This is a genomic window from Ignavibacteria bacterium, from assembly GCA_017303675.1.
Taxonomy (GTDB): Bacteria; Bacteroidota; Ignavibacteria; order Tepidaquicellales; family OLB5; genus OLB5.
This window is the reverse complement of sequence record JAFLBX010000001.1, coordinates 208,738-222,284: the sequence shown is the minus strand read 5'-3', so window position 1 is coordinate 222,284 and position 13,547 is coordinate 208,738. Positions and strand designations below refer to the sequence as shown.

Below are 13,547 nucleotides of genomic sequence, written 5' to 3'. Positions count from 1 at the left end.
CTGAAATGAAAAAAGATGTTCACGTTATTATTACTGCTGCAGGCAAAGGCCTGCGTTTCAGTAAAAATAAAAATGCAGCCAAAGCAAAACAATTCCTTACACTTAATGGAAAACCGGTTATATTATATTCACTTCTTGCTTTTCAGAAAAATAAGAAAGTAAAGAGCATAACAGTATCTGCTGAACCTGATAAATTCAATTACCTGCATTCACTTGCAGTTAAAAATAAAATTACAAAGCTAACAAGACTTGTTGAGGGCGGAAAAACCAGGTTTGAATCAGTTCAGAATGCGTTTAACCAGTTAACCTGCAGGGTGGATGATATTGTTGTTATTCATGATGCTGCAAGGCCCAATATCCCTGTTTCATTTATTAATAACTTCATAGATGAGGCTTTGAAAACCGGAGATGTAATTCCGGGCATAAAAGTATCAGAAACGGTCAAAAAATGCAATAAAAATGCTGTTATTGAAACTATTCCAAGGGATGAGCTTTGGCTTATACAAACTCCGCAGGCATTCAGTTACGATACTCTCAGCAGGTCATATATTGTAGCAGGTAAACGAACTGATTTTACTGATGAATCTTCTTTGGCAGAAAATGCAGGGTATAAAGTTATAGTGATTGGCGGTTACAGGTTCAATATCAAAATAACAACTGCAGAAGATATGACCCTTTTAAAAAAATTAATGAAATAGATTTCCTTCTTCCCTCATGGTCTCTACATTAAATTAACAATGCAAGTATATTTTTTATAAAGTCCCATTCTCATATACAGGAGAATTTTAATTTAAGTATTAATTAATTGAATTCTGCGAGGAGCGTAGCGACGCGGCAGTCTCATGATGAAAACTAATGGGGTTGACCGAGGTACATTACCCCCTCCAGCTCCCCCTATCAGGGGGAGAGCAGGGTATGGGGCTTATTGAATTACCCCCGTAAAATAAAAAGGCTCCTTTGCAGGAGCCTTTTTTATTTTTAGAAAAAATTACTAATTATTTAACAAGAAGCATTTTTTTAACATCAGTAAAATCGCCTGCTTCTATTCTGTAGAAATAAACACCGCTTGCAAGATTTGAAGCATTAAAATCGATCGAATATACTCCCTGCTGCTTCATCTCATTTACCAGGATAGCAACTTCCTTGCCAGCTACATCAAATACTTTAAGTGTAACATTTCCAGCTGCCGGAACAGAATATCTAATGCTTGTTGAAGGATTGAACGGATTAGGATAATTTTGTTCAAGAATAAAACTGAACGGCAGGTTATTGTTGTTGTTTATACCTACAGTAGCATTATATGAAATATTTATAACATAATTCATAACTCTGCCTGTATCACTTGCTGCATTATCATTTACCCTGAATATCCAGTTACCCATTGGATTCTGTCCGTTAAATGCGCTCAGCGGGTTTTCGGGTCTGAATGAGCCAGTAAACGGCGCAGTACCTGATGAGATCGGGTTTGCTGCAGAATCGTTGAATATTGTATTGATAAAATTATCACCGGCTGCGCCTCTCCTGCTTGAAAGTATAACTTCAGTACCGGCAGGTGATTTAATAGAAAATTCAAGGTCGCCTGTTTTAGAGTGAGTCAATGAATTCATTGAAAAGTTAACATCTGTTATAGTGCCGCCGAAATAAACATTAACTGTATCATAATTAGTAGCATTATCAAGAATAATTATATTCTGCTGGCGTGTAATATTGTTTTTCATGTACTGGTAAGCTGCCCAAACATCAATTACTCCCATACCATATGCATTATCTTCACCGGGTATTCCAAGATCAAGTGCAGTCCAGTAAAGCGCTTCGAGGCATTGTTTGCCTGTAGCGTTTGGGAAAGCCTGCCTTAAAAGTGTTACGGCGCCTACTACATGCGGGCAAGCCATTGAGGTTCCGGTTAAATTCGCATAAGCCCCGTTCCTTATACTTGATCTAACACTTGTTCCCGGTGCTGATACTTCAGGCTTAAACCTGAATTTACCGGTATTGCCGCAGTACCCGGGTCCGCGTGATGATGTATTGTTTATAACCCATGGGTATGCAGTATTTCCGTTTATATTTCCAACGCTGAAGGAATTAATAAGTGAAACATTAATATTTTTAGGTCTTGTAATTGTAGATGCTGAAGGGCCTGAGTTTCCGCATGAAAATACGATAGCAATACCTGCGGCTTCCATTGAAGCCAGTGCATTGAGATAAATTGTGCTTGTGCAGTCGCCGCCGGTTGGTACACCGGTCGGGTCATGCCATGAATTGCCGATGCCGTCAGGCATATCTGTTATAGTATTTACATTACTATCAGGGTTCATTGCCCATTGCCATGCTGTCATATGGTTGCTGGTTCCATCACCGGCGCAAATAGTTTTAGCAGCTATCCATTCAGCAGCAGGAGCAACTCCAATTGTATCAGTACCAGCGCGTCCGGTCATAATTCCCATTGTATGTGTGCCATGGTTGTCGCAATCGCTGGGGAACTGGGTTCCTGCTGCGGGATCAATCCATGCATGATACCATGGTGATGATGTTGCACCTCTCCATTTATAGTTCAATGCGGGGTGATTTCCGTCAACACCGGTATCATCATTCATAACAAGCCTGCCGGCTCCAGTGATGCCAATTGCCCACATTTTATGTGCATTTATTACTTTTAATCCTGATTCAGAACTTGCATCCTTTTCTCCTGCAGGTTCAAATGCCACAGGTCTGTCGTAATCCAGAACTGCATCAATATCCATTTCTGCTATATCCTGTCTGCCTGCAAGGATAAATACTACATCCGGTTTTACTTCTGCCCAGATAAAATTAGTTATCCAGAAGGGTTTAAAACTTTTTACATTACCTGTAATTGAGCTCTCCGCAAGGTAACCAAGCAGTGGACCCTGGGTTGATGCTGCTTTATTCATTAAAGAAGTAATTACAGTTTTTGCCCTGTATTCTGCAGAGGCATTTAGCCGGTATAGTTCTTTATCCAGGGCAGATATATCAACCTGGTCTTTCATGACGATCATGATCTTTACATAATCATTCTTGCCTGTGAGCTTTAATTTGTTGTATAATCTTTCAGATAAGCCGGCCTGCATAAACTGCGCATTTGCAGCGGAAGTGAGTAATAATAGCAGTAAAACAGTAAAAAATTTAAAATTTTTCATATTATTGTGGATTACTTTTAATGGGAATGAAGTAAGTTATTAATTGAATTGTAAAGTTACAATTCAAAAATGGGCTGTGATTAGTATGGGCTAATCCCGTATTCGAACGAATTATTTGTTAAATTGATTGATTGATTTGGTAATCCCCCCCAACTCCTCCTTGTAGGGTGAGGGTGACTTCATTCCAATTCAACAATCATTTGAATTCTGCGAGGAGCGAAGCGACGCGGCAGTCTCAAGATGAAAATTAGTATTTAAACAATGAGGTTGACCGATGTTCAATACCCCCTCTCTACAAGTCAAAGACTCGAAGAGTCGTAGACCAGCTCCCCCTATCAGGGGGAGGGCGATTAATGCAGAGTCCTCCTGCGGAGACTATAAAAAGGGGGAGAGTATTTTTTTGCAGAGTTATTTTGCCGAGACAATAATTCTACCCCCTGATAAAAAAAAAGAGGCTCCTTTTCAGGAGCCTCTTTGTAAAACTAATATTTACTTATGTTATTTTACTAACATCATTTTCTTAACTGATGAGAACTCGCCAGCATCAATTCTGTAGAAGTATACACCTGTTGCGAGATTTGAAGCGTCGAAATCCACTGTGTGGAATCCGGGCTGTTTCATTTCGTTTACAAGTGTTGCAACTTCTTTACCGAGTACATCATAGATCTTTAATGATACATTCACAGCTTTTGGAACTGAGAATTTGATCTGTGTAGCCGGGTTGAACGGATTAGGATAGTTCTGAGCAAGTGAATAGTAGTTCGGAATTTCAACTGTACCGATACCGCCGATAAGTCTTCTGTATGTAACTATTATACACCATGCTTTTAATACACCTGAATCACCAGCTGCTCCGTCATCAATACCAAGAACCCATGAACCGTTTACTGTCTGTCCGTTAAGTCCTGAAAGCGGTGCTGATGGCTGGAATGTTCCTGTGAAAGGAGCTGTTCCGCTGCTGATTGGTGTTGAAGCTGAATCGTTTAATACTGTATTTATGAAGTTATCACCAGAACTGCCAACTGCACTAATGAAGTTAACGTTTGCTGAACCTCTTCTTAAATTGAATGTAAGATCTGAATCCCATGTATGTAATACGGTATCAATTCTTACGTTTACATCAACAACATCAAATGAGTTTGCGATGTTTACAACGATTGAATCTCTTGGAGCTGAACCCTGTGACGGAATTAAAATGTTAAGACCGTTTCTGCAGTACTGGTTCTGTGAGAATCCGGTACCGGCCGGGAATACTGTTACTGAAGTTGTGATAGTATCGTTAGCTCTGTTTTCATCGGTAGCTGCACCGCTGAAAATTCTGAGTGTATATGTTCCTGCTGCAGGTGTCCATGAGAATGATGATGAATCAACTGCGCCGGCAGGTAAGTTTGCAATTGTATTTGTTGTCTGAAGTGTTCCGTTTACTGAGAACCTGATAGGTAAGCTTGTCTGTGCGTTTGTTCCGCCGTTTGTAACTTTACCTTTTATCTGGTATGTGTTACCCTGTGTCATTGTTCCGGGTAAGCTTAAGAACGGACCAACTACTACATCGTTTGCCGGGGGAGGACCGTATGTGATACCAACTGTCCAAACCTGGTAAATACCTGATGAGTTATCAGCCCAGAACGGGAATATTTTTCCTGAACCTGATGAGAATGTCATACCTGTATAGTCACCCTGGTAACCGCCTGCAAGACCCGGGATCGGAGCAGGTGTGAAAGTATGATCACTTACTGCAACGTCAGTCCATGTAGCACCGCCGTTTAATGAACGTGACATCCAGTATTCTGTTACAAATCCTGTAGTGCCTCTCTGGTCATAATAACCAACGTTTACACCGCCATCAGGAGTTACACAAACTGAAGGCATATAATTGTATCTTCCGTTTGAAGGATCCTGGTTAACTTTTGAATGTGACCAGTTTGTTCCGCCATTTGAAGAGATACAGATAGTTACATCTGATACATCGAGTGTTAAAGGACCGCCTGATTTTTCAGCGAGTACTGCGTATAACCAGCCGTTCCTTGAACCGCCTGTCATATCAATAGCTAAACGCGGGAAACCTGAAGCGCGGATTCCGTTGAATAAGTTTGATGCACGGATACCGTTTACATCAACAGCTGTGTTTGTCTGATTTACCCATGTAACACCACCATCTGTTGATCTTGCGAAACCTAAATGATCTTCTGTTGAATTCTGTCCGTTTGTTGTGCAATGAGCCCAAACAACATAAACAACACCGCCTGGACCTACTCTAACATCGCAGCCCTGCTGATGATGTCCTGATGCTGGAACCGGTGATACCGGCTGTGCTGCTGACCAGGTTACACCGCCATCAGTTGAATAAGAACCAACTATTCTGTTAACGAATGTGCCGCCGAAGTTTGTCCATACTGTGTAAGCACGGCCAAAGAACGGGCTGCCTGTTGTTTCGTCAACAGCTGAGAAGTTTTTATCAAAGCTTGATGCACCCGGGAAGTTCATATCAAATACCCATGAAGTACCGTTGTTTGTTGAATGGCCAAAACCCTGGATACATGAAAGTCCAAGTCTGCCTGCCCATGTGCTTCCTGCCGGCCAGATAATTGCACCGGGGTCACCGCTGTTAGGTGTGTACATCTGGTGGCTGCCTGTCCAGCTTGTTCCGCCATTGTTTGAAAAGGCAAAGCCTGTTCCAAAGAATGATGGTCCGTATGAGTTCCATGATGCGAAAATCAAAGAGCCGTTGCCCTTCATTGTTGTCGCATCAACCTCACTCTGTGTTGCAGTGTGGGGGAACGGTCTTACGTTCGGCGGAAGTACTAAAAGCTCTTCGCCTGTATTAACTACTCTTGTAGTCTTGTTAGGATTTTCGTAGTTAACCTGTTCCTGTGCCTGAGGCAGGTTATAATACTCACCTGTTGGATATACTTTGCTCATGGGTGTTTTCCATACCCAATCAGGTACATCCTGTGAAATTACACTGCCTGTGAAAAGCAATGCACACACGATTAAAAGTGTTGATCTTAGTTTCATCATTTCCTCCTGGGTATAAATTAAATTACACCCAAATGATTTTAGTTTGGTTAATTAAAAAGTGATTTTTTGTAACGCATTTTAAGCGATTAATTATAAAAATGCAAGTTTATTTTTAATATTTATCTGGTATTTATGACTTTTATCTATTGATAGTATATTAGAGCTACTAAATGTTGCGGATAAAATTATCCCTTATTTCCTTATGTTTTTTACTTGATAAAATTTTATTTTTTTAGCTATTTTTAAAAAAAATTATAATGTTGAAGAAATTTCGATCTGAATTTATAATATTAACTCTACTTTTAACTGCATCAACTTTTTCCCAGGTATATTGGCTTGATCATCCATCGCCTGTTCAAAAAAGACTGTTCAGAGCATATTTTGCAGATACTGCTTATGGGTGGGTTGTGGGTGATTCGGGTACTATCATCAATACTACTAATTCCGGAACAAGCTGGACAGTTCAGAATTCAGGTGAATTCAGCTCTGAATTCAAAGACCTCTCATTTATATCAAGAACTCATGGCTGGATAGTATCATTTGATTCAACCTATAAAAGTTTTTTATTGAGAACCACAAATTCAGGTACAACATGGAGCAAAACATATTTTCAGGATACAACTACAATTTTAAAAACAGTTTGCTTTATTAATGAAACCACAGGTTTTGTATCAGGATTCAGCGGTTATATTTACAAAAGCACCAACGCAGGTTTAAACTGGAGCATCTGTAATATTGATACCTCAAGCTGCCTTTACCTATTTCCTAAAAATGATATCAAGTTCATTAATTCGCAAACGGGCTATGCCTGCGGCGGAGTATTGGACCTGCAGGGTGTTTTCCTGAAGACTACCAATGGCGGGTCAAGCTGGTTTTCAATGTGTGTTGCTGCTGAGCCGCTTCATGAGATCCGCGATCTTGGCAATGGCAGAATTGCAGTAATGGGGGGTGATTATGACCTCGGCAGTATTATGGCTGTATCGTCCAATTCCGGCGCAAACTGGGTTTATGAACAAACCGGTTGTTTCGGGAATGCTGAAGGCTTCGCATTCAGAACACCGGGTGAAGTGTGGGCTGCGCTTAATTTTTCAGGTAAGTTCGCTGTAAATCTTGATTCAATGAAACCGGGCTCAAGATGGGAGTGCATTGAAACACCGGGACAGGTTGAAGTAAATGATGTTGAGTTCTTAAGTCCAACAATTGGATATGCTTTCGGTGAACGGGGGAAGATCTTTAAATATAACGCTTCTATTATTGGATTAAATAACACAGGGACCAATATTCCTACGGAAATGAAACTGTTTCAAAACTACCCTAACCCGTTTAATCCGGAAACAATGATAGAATATTTTATACCTTCAAATGCCGAAGTTGTTATACTGATCTATGATAACGCAGGTAAAGAAATACGAAGATATAATGAAGGATTTAAAAACGCCGGCAGGCACAGCATATCATTGAATTTCAGCGACATCCCTTCAGGTGTGTATTTTTACAAACTTGATACAGACGGTAAATCTATAAGCCGAAAAATGGTTTTGATAAAGTAAATTCTGATCAATTGCCTGTGTTAGATTTTCCGAAATATTAACATTTTCTTAACAGTAGTCGAGCTCTTTAATAGCTCGCATCCTTCTGAGATTAACAAACAATTAAGTGACCCCCTCCATCTCCCCCCTAATAGGGGGAGGGCAGAATCATTCTTTCATTGCAAATACTCGCATAAAATTTTTAACAAACAAATTCTTTATCTTTTCAAAATCCGCTTTTTTACCGGTAACTTTTTCGATGCTTGTAACTCCTTTATGGAATATTCCGCAGGGGATTATCTTATCAAAATAGCCAAGATCTGTAATAATATTAAATGCAATGCCGTGCATTGTAATCCATCTGGAAACTTTAATGCCAATAGCGCATATTTTCTCCTCGCCAACCCATACACCCGTGAATTCCTCTTCACGATGTCCTTCTATACCGATATCTTTTAATGTCAGTATTACAACTTCTTCAAGATCGCGCAAATACCGGTGTGTATCTTTGTAGTAATTATTGAGGTCAAGAATTGGGTATGCGACCAATTGTCCGGGCCCATGATACGTAATATCTCCTCCGCGGTCGATTTCATAATAAGAGATACCCTTTGCTTTCATATCTTCATCGCTTATTAAAATATGATCGCGTGAACCGGTTTTGCCTAATGTATAAACATGGTTATGTTCTACAGTATATAAAATATCATCTGAAGGCTCAGCCTGTTTTTTTAAGTGTATTTCTTTTTGCTTGTCCCAAACTTCTTTGTAATCAGCATTCCCAAGATCTATATGTTTAATTGCCATTTTATAATTAATACCCAATTTGTATGCTTAGGGAACAAGTTTAACATAAAAAGGTTATAAGTAATATTCAGTAAATTATCTTACTGAAATTTCCTAAAAAACCACAAAAATTTAAAGCTATCTGCGTTATATATATGATTATTGCGGTGTTTATTTAATATTTAACTTGATTTTATGGCTTCAAATTTTTATATTCGGTTCTGAATTCGTAAAAAAGCTAATTTAAATATGGAGAAAGTAAATATATGAAAAGACTATCCGGCCTTCTATATATACTTTTCGCCTTCATCTCACTTCAGTATCTCGCAGGATGCGGAGGTTCTAACGTGGATGAAGAAGAAACAGCAGATAAGAAAAAGAAAAAGGATTCCGTAAGTGTATACACTGCGCTTGAAAACGCAAGGATTCACTATACAAAAGCGCTTCAGTTCAATGAACAGTCAGATTCAAAATTATCAGGTGAAGAGTTTGAATCTGCTTTAAAACACCTGAATAAAATAGATACAAAAAACCTTGAAAAACATATTGCATGGGAAAAAGACTATAAAGAGCTCACTACCAGCATTGTTCAGGATTATATAACTGCACACGGTGATCTTGATGAAAATCACAAAGTTTTCAAGCTGGCATCAAAGCTTGGTATAAAATACGAAAAGATAGAAAAGAAATCTTTCACAAATACTTTTAACCCCGATGAGCTTCCCCAGTGTAATGATATACCGCTTGTAGAAAACGGACCGGTACAGGATTATATTACATACTTCACCGGAACCGGCAGAAAATATATGGATAAGTGGCTTTTCAGGCTTGGAAAATATTCCAACCTGATGAGAGCTATTTTAAGGGAAAATAACGCACCGGAAGAGCTTATTTATCTTTCTATGATCGAATCAGGTCTTGATCCCAAGATCAGCTCCTGGGCAGGAGCTATCGGCTTGTGGCAGTTCATGCCCACAACAGGCTCAGCTTACGGTTTGTATTACGATGGCAGCCATGATGATAAGCGCGACCCTGAAAAAGCAACAGATGCAGCTGCCCGGCATTTAAAGGATCTGTATAAATCATTTGGTGACTGGTATCTTGCAATGGCATCTTATAATGCGGGTCCGGGCAGAATTACAAGCGCAATCAAAAAATCAGGTTCAACAGACTTCTGGACACTCCGTGAATACCTGCCTAAAGAAACCCGCAACTACGTTCCGCAATACATTGCAGTTGCGCTTATTTGCCTCAATCCCGCTAAATACGGATTTACTGATATAGAGTGGGGCAAGCCGCTGGAGTATGACAGGGTTGTTATCAAATCTGCTTTGACCGTAGATGAGATAGCCACTTTAAGCAATACTGATGTTGAAACAATTCGTGATCTGAATTCACAAATGCTTACCGATATTACCCCGGTTTTTGAAGACGGTTACCTGATCAAAATTCCCAAAGGTAAATTCAAGGAATTTTCAGATAATTATGAAGCAGCAAGCCACATAGAAAAATACGGCTTTAAACCGGTTTTTGAAGGTAACGAAGGTACAGCATCAGTAAACCATGAAGAGTCTTATTCATATTTTAAAGTTGCTGATTATCACGTTGAAGATAAAAGATATATAATAAGCACAACAAACCGTGAGCTGGTGTTTCATAACATTGCTGAAACCGAAGACCTGTACAATGTTTCGCTGAAATATTCAGTTCGACCCAGTGACCTGAGGGTATGGAATAATATCAATTACGGTATTTATCCCAAAAAGGGAGATAAGCTTTCTGTTTGGCTTACAAAACAGAAATACCAGGAGCTTTACGGTTCAGTTGAAGAAGAAAAGAAAATTGATGTGACTGAAAACAATTCAAAAGATCCTGTGAAAGAAGAAGTAATTGAAGAAACCAATTCAGAAGGCACAAACGAAACAGTGCTTGTAAATAAAGAGCACAGGAACGACCCTGATGTTAAAAAAGATACAGAAGTAAAAAAAGAGCCTGAGATAACAAAAGAACCCGAAGTTAATAATGAAGTAAAGAAGGAAAAGAAACAAAACACAGATACAAAAAAGAAAAAACAAAGTTACCAGACCTATACAGTAAAAGAAGGTGATAACCTGACAGAGATTGCAGATTCATATGATGTAGATATAGTGGATATAAAGGACTGGAATGACCTTGAATCAGATAAAATTATGGTAGGCCAGAAGCTGAAAATTTATTCAGATAAAAAAGTAACTTCATCAAGTAAAAAATCAAAAACCTACACTGTAAAAGAAGGTGATAACCTGACAAAAATTGCAGATGCCAATGGTGTTTCTGTAGCTGATATAAAAGAGTGGAACGGACTTGAAAGCGATGTTATCCAGGAAGGACAGGTTTTAAAGCTTTACTCAACAAAGGAAACAACTAAAAAAGAGAAAAAAGAAACCAAGTCTAAAACTACATATCACACTGTTAAAAAAGGAGAAACCCTTGGTAAAATAGCTGATAAGTATGACTGTACAATTGCCGATCTTAAAAAATGGAATAAGATAAAAGGCGATACCATTGAAATAGGGCAGAAGCTGATAGTAAAAAAGTAAAAAGGCAAAAAGCAAAAGGCAAAAAAATATTAATCTAAAAAATTTTTTTTAATGGGCAGGTCTATATGATCTGCCCTTTTTTATAAATAAAAATGGATAATAAAACTTTGGAACTTAAAAAAGCATCACTTAATGATGTTGAAAAGATCACAGAACTTGTAAATTCAGTTTACCGGGGCGAAAATTCCAAAAAAGGGTGGACAACAGAGGCGGAATTTCTTGGAGGAATAAGAATTACGGCGGAAAAAATCCGAGAAATTCTAGAACGTAACGATGATATTATTGTTCTTGCTTGTGATGGTGAAAATATACTAGGCTGCGTTCACCTGGAAAATTCGGGTACCCATTCATATCTCGGAATGCTTTCCGTAGATGTTAATTACCAGGATAAAGGAATAGGCAAGCTTCTTATCAGCGAATGCGAAAGGTATACCAAAGAGAACTGGAAACTTGATAAAATAAAAATGAAGGTAATAAACCGGAGAATTGAACTTATGGAATACTATTATCGCCGGGGTTATCGATCAACCGGAGAGATAGAAGAGTTCATTCCGGGACCCGATACGTTCGGAGATCCGATGGAGAAGCTATATTTTGAAACACTATGTAAAGATCTATAGTTCTAACGAAAATTTGTCATCCTGCGCACAGTGGAGGATCTAAATGACATTCCGCAAAACAATTTTAAGGACTAAATGAATCAATTCCTGTAACCCGGATCGCCGGTTCAAGCTAAACCTAAACAGGGTTTCGGATTACATTTAATATCCTCAATTATCAGGTATTTTTATTTAATTGAATATAAACCTCAAAATTGGTATTATTGATAATTAATCTATTAAAAATTTAACATATTAAGCCCATGAAAAAGTTATTTTTCAGTATGATAGCCATAGCGGCAATTGCAATTTTTTCAGTATCAGGATGCAATAAAGGCAGCGGAGATGAAATTCTTATAGGAGAATATGGCTCATTAACAGGTCCAAACGCAACTTTCGGTATTTCTTCCACCAACGGTTTGAAACTTGCCGTTGAAGAGCTTAATAATGCCGGCGGCCTGCTTGGGAAAAAAGTTAAGTTAATTACTTATGATGACCAGGGTAAACCTTCTGAAGCACAGACAGTAGTACAGCGCTTAATAAAAAATGATAATGTTGTGGCAGTAATAGGTGAAGTTGCCTCATCAAACAGCAAAGCCGGCGCGCCTATTTGCCAGCAGAATAAAATTCCAATGATAACCCCTGCTTCTACAAATCCTGAAGTTACCGCAATTGGCGACTATATTTTCAGGGTTTGTTTTATTGATCCGTTCCAGGCAACTGTAGTAAGCAAATTTATATTAAATACTCTTAAGCTTAAAAAAGTAGCGCTGCTTAAAGACGTAAAGAACGCATACAGCACAGGACTTGCGGATTTCTTTGAAAAGGAATTTAAGAACATGGGCGGTGAAATTGTTGAAGTACAGTCATTTTCTGCCGGTGATAAGGATTTTAAGGCTCAGCTTACATCCATAAAAGCTAAAAACCCTGAAGCAATATTTATTCCTGCATATTACACTGATGTTAACTTAATTTCTATCCAGGCTCGTGAAATAGGCTTAACAGTTCCGCTTATCGGGAGTGACGGATGGGAATCAGAAAAGCTGACAGAAGGCAAAGCCAAAGACGCTCTTGAAGGATGTTATTTTTCTACACATGTTTCCACAGAAAATCCTGATCCAAAGATCCAGGAATTCATCAAAAAGTATAAAGCTAAATATAATGCAATGCCTGATGCTATGGCCTTCCTTGCATACGATGCAGGCTTGATACTGTTTGAAGCTATGAAAAAAGCCGGAACCACTGAACCTGAAAAAGTAAAAAATGAGCTGGCAAAGATAAAAGATTTTCTTGGTGTTACAGGTAAGATATCCATTAACGAACAGCGTAATGCTGTAAAACCTGCGGTAATACTGGAAATTAAAGGCGGCGAATTTAAGTTTAAGGAAACAGTTTCTCCATAACTGGCGAAATGGTGAGATAATGAAATAGAGAAATAGTAGAGCTTATATTTGCCATGATTTCTTTTTTAATCTTAAAAATATAGAAAGGTTATTGCAATGGGATTCAATGATGAATTGAGAGATAGAACGAAAAGATATGCTTTAAGGATAATAAAATTATTCCAATCACTTCCTAAGTCAGATGAAGCCAGAGTAATTGGAAAACAGTTGTTAAGATCGGGATGTTCTGTGGGAGCTAACTTTAGAGCTGCGACACGCGGGAGGTCTAGTGCCGAGTTTTATTCTAAATTATCTATAGTTGTAGAAGAAGCTGATGAATCAGCATTTTGGATGGAATTATTGATGGAATCCGAAATTGTCTCTGAAAAGAAATTACTTCCTTTGTACAATGAAACAATAGAATTAACAAAGATCATGGCTGTATCAAGAAAAACAGCAAAATCAAACAGAAAATGATTAGTCACTATTTCGATATTTC

9 protein-coding genes are annotated in these 13,547 nt (G+C 38.6%); 6 read left to right on the top strand and 3 right to left on the bottom strand.

Annotation, left to right across the window (positions count from 1 at the left end; genetic code table 11):
- Window positions 1–5: 5 nt before the first annotated feature.
- The gene (gene ispD / locus J0M37_01020; GenBank protein ID MBN8583646.1) at window positions 6–698 is read left to right on the top strand and encodes a 2-C-methyl-D-erythritol 4-phosphate cytidylyltransferase; all 693 of its coding nucleotides are present in this window, start codon (window positions 6–8) and stop codon (window positions 696–698) included.
- Between the two features lie 297 nt (window positions 699–995).
- Here the strand turns inward: ispD and J0M37_01015 are convergent, their stop codons facing one another.
- Together J0M37_01015 and J0M37_01010 are read right to left on the bottom strand one after the other, a co-directional pair.
- Window positions 996–3,155 carry a S8 family serine peptidase gene (locus J0M37_01015; protein MBN8583645.1) on the bottom strand — a complete coding sequence of 720 codons (2,160 nt, stop codon included), beginning with the start codon at window positions 3,153–3,155 and terminating at the stop codon, window positions 996–998.
- A 498-nt stretch (window positions 3,156–3,653) separates the two neighbouring features.
- Window positions 3,654–6,173 carry a T9SS type A sorting domain-containing protein gene (locus J0M37_01010; GenBank protein MBN8583644.1) on the bottom strand — a complete coding sequence of 840 codons (2,520 nt, stop codon included), beginning with the start codon at window positions 6,171–6,173 and terminating at the stop codon, window positions 3,654–3,656.
- Window positions 6,174–6,430: 257 nt separating this feature from the next.
- Here J0M37_01010 and J0M37_01005 point away from each other — a divergent pair, with 257 nt between their 5' ends.
- Window positions 6,431–7,723, top strand: a complete 1,293-nt coding sequence (locus J0M37_01005; GenBank protein MBN8583643.1) for a T9SS type A sorting domain-containing protein — start codon at window positions 6,431–6,433, stop codon at window positions 7,721–7,723.
- A gap of 147 nt (window positions 7,724–7,870) precedes the next feature.
- Here the strand turns inward: J0M37_01005 and lipB are convergent, their stop codons facing one another.
- Window positions 7,871–8,509, bottom strand: a complete 639-nt coding sequence (lipB, locus tag J0M37_01000) for a lipoyl(octanoyl) transferase LipB (protein ID MBN8583642.1) — start codon at window positions 8,507–8,509, stop codon at window positions 7,871–7,873.
- 245 nt (window positions 8,510–8,754) lie between these two features.
- On the opposite strand from lipB, the gene J0M37_00995 reads away from it, so the two are divergent.
- The 4 genes from J0M37_00995 (at window position 8,755) to J0M37_00980 (ending at window position 13,525) form a co-directional block, all read left to right on the top strand.
- Window positions 8,755–11,067 carry a LysM peptidoglycan-binding domain-containing protein gene (locus tag J0M37_00995; protein MBN8583641.1) on the top strand — a complete coding sequence of 771 codons (2,313 nt, stop codon included), beginning with the start codon at window positions 8,755–8,757 and terminating at the stop codon, window positions 11,065–11,067.
- A 92-nt stretch (window positions 11,068–11,159) separates the two neighbouring features.
- Complete coding sequence (locus J0M37_00990) at window positions 11,160–11,687, top strand: GNAT family N-acetyltransferase (protein ID MBN8583640.1); 528 nt, start codon at window positions 11,160–11,162, stop codon at window positions 11,685–11,687.
- 242 nt (window positions 11,688–11,929) lie between these two features.
- Window positions 11,930–13,069, top strand: coding sequence for an ABC transporter substrate-binding protein (locus J0M37_00985; protein ID MBN8583639.1), 1,140 nt, complete (start codon window positions 11,930–11,932; stop codon window positions 13,067–13,069).
- Window positions 13,070–13,165: 96 nt separating this feature from the next.
- Entirely contained in the window at window positions 13,166–13,525 is a 360-nt protein-coding gene (locus tag J0M37_00980; GenBank protein MBN8583638.1) for a four helix bundle protein, read from the top strand.
- Window positions 13,526–13,547: the final 22 nt, after the last annotated feature.

Bases quoted from the DNA above. Each gene is read 5' to 3' on its own strand.
- ispD (MBN8583646.1), top strand. From the start codon at position 6: ATGAAAAAAGATGTTCACGTTATTATTACTGCTGCAGGCAAAGGCCTG.
- J0M37_01015 (MBN8583645.1), bottom strand. From the start codon at position 3,155: ATGAAAAATTTTAAATTTTTTACTGTTTTACTGCTATTATTACTCACT.
- J0M37_01010 (MBN8583644.1), bottom strand. From the start codon at position 6,173: ATGATGAAACTAAGATCAACACTTTTAATCGTGTGTGCATTGCTTTTC.
- J0M37_01005 (MBN8583643.1), top strand. From the start codon at position 6,431: ATGTTGAAGAAATTTCGATCTGAATTTATAATATTAACTCTACTTTTA.
- lipB (MBN8583642.1), bottom strand. From the start codon at position 8,509: ATGGCAATTAAACATATAGATCTTGGGAATGCTGATTACAAAGAAGTT.
- J0M37_00995 (MBN8583641.1), top strand. From the start codon at position 8,755: ATGAAAAGACTATCCGGCCTTCTATATATACTTTTCGCCTTCATCTCA.
- J0M37_00990 (MBN8583640.1), top strand. From the start codon at position 11,160: ATGGATAATAAAACTTTGGAACTTAAAAAAGCATCACTTAATGATGTT.
- J0M37_00985 (MBN8583639.1), top strand. From the start codon at position 11,930: ATGAAAAAGTTATTTTTCAGTATGATAGCCATAGCGGCAATTGCAATT.
- J0M37_00980 (MBN8583638.1), top strand. From the start codon at position 13,166: ATGGGATTCAATGATGAATTGAGAGATAGAACGAAAAGATATGCTTTA.